Raw genomic sequence first — 1,282 nt, forward strand, 5'->3', positions numbered from 1 at the left:
GTTCGTCCACAATGCCCGGATACGGGGCAAAGGGCTGCTTCAACCCCTGCTCAGGGTCCTGATGGCGTAACAGTCCGGAATCCATGAAGAGCCTTGTAGTAATGGACCTGCTGCGTCAACTGCGCCGCCAGTTCGCGCAGTTGCTCGGGAGTCAGATGGTCGAAGCAGGCAGAAGTGATGGGGGCGAGTGTGCCTGCCTTGACCGCTATCGACGATAGGCCGTTCGGTCAATTGCGCGGCAGGCACCCCCTGACGGCCAACTATAAAAGGCGGATTTCGGCCCCCGATCCGACCCGCTGCCAGGGCAGCCCGACCACCAGGGCCTGAAGCTGCTCGGCGCTCAGTTCAAACTGGGTACCCTGCCAACTGCCCGGCCAGACGAAGCGACCCCGGTTCAGCCGGCGCGAGGCCAGCCAGATACCGAAACCATCGTGAACCAGCACTTTCATGCGGTTGGCCCGCTTGTTGGCGAACAGGTAGGCGTTGTGCGGCTTCGCCGCACCGAAGACCGCCACCACCCTGGCCAGGGCCGTTTCCGTTCCGGCCCGCATGTCCAGTGGTTCGGTAGCAAGCCAGATGGCATCGATACGGATCATCGCAGGAGTTCGCGCACGAACCGGGCACAGCCTTCGGCATCGCCCGCCGGCCAGTGCACGGTCAAGGTCGTACGGCGATGAGGAATTTCGATGCGGATCTCCGCCTAGTCGGAAGTCGCCGACTGAGCCAGCGGCTCCAGCGCCACCGGGAGAAAGGCGGGCAGTGTCCCGGTCGATGGGGAACATGCGGCCAGTCTTCTCCAGCGATGAACCACATGGGTATTGATGCCGTGGCTCAGGGCCACGCTGGCAACCGAGTTGCCGGGCAGGCTGCACTCCTGCACGACCTGCGCCTTGAAGGCCTTGGAATAAGAACGTCGCTGCATGATTCCCCGCTTGAAAGCCTTGAAATGGTGTCCACGATAAATAGGTGGACACCATCTCTTAGCCTGGCGGGTTCAAGCCAGATGACTTGGCCAGACGCTTACCTCACGGCACCGCTGGTGCGGGTAAGTGTGGTGCAGGGAGAGTCCATTACAGCACTCAAGCCCTCAAGCCCTGGCGCAAGGTAGGCTGGGTGATCCCACCGAAGGCCAGCGGGGAATTCGTGGCGGCCATGGAGCAGGTGCTCGATGTCTACAGCCGCTCCCATGACCCAGCCCATCCGGTGGTCTGCATGGACGAAACGCCGCGGCAACTGATCCGCCAGGTGCGCGAGCCCCTCGAGGCGGTACCGGGGCATCCCG

2 protein-coding genes and 1 pseudogene are annotated in these 1,282 nt (G+C 63.0%); 1 reads left to right on the forward strand and 2 read right to left on the reverse strand.

Going from position 1 to position 1,282, the window contains the following annotated elements:
- Positions 1–260: 260 nt before the first annotated feature.
- Both tnpB and tnpA read right to left on the reverse strand, forming a co-directional pair.
- Positions 261–596, reverse strand: a complete 336-nt coding sequence (gene tnpB, locus BMY22_RS24615) for an IS66 family insertion sequence element accessory protein TnpB (RefSeq protein WP_167363802.1) — start codon at positions 594–596, stop codon at positions 261–263.
- Positions 597–700: 104 nt separating this feature from the next.
- Complete coding sequence (gene tnpA / locus BMY22_RS23430) at positions 701–922, reverse strand: IS66-like element accessory protein TnpA (protein WP_090625728.1); 222 nt, start codon at positions 920–922, stop codon at positions 701–703.
- Between the two features lie 164 nt (positions 923–1,086).
- On the opposite strand from tnpA, the pseudogene BMY22_RS23435 reads away from it, so the two are divergent.
- Positions 1,087–1,282 (forward strand): annotated as a pseudogene (locus BMY22_RS23435) (IS630 family transposase); the annotation flags it as partial.

Source organism: Azotobacter beijerinckii (genome assembly GCF_900110885.1).
GTDB lineage: Bacteria > Pseudomonadota > Gammaproteobacteria > Pseudomonadales > Pseudomonadaceae > Azotobacter > Azotobacter beijerinckii.

Coding starts and splice junctions, on each gene's coding strand:
- tnpB (WP_167363802.1), bottom strand. CDS start 596: ATGATCCGTATCGATGCCATCTGGCTTGCTACCGAACCACTGGACATG.
- tnpA (WP_090625728.1), bottom strand. CDS start 922: ATGCAGCGACGTTCTTATTCCAAGGCCTTCAAGGCGCAGGTCGTGCAG.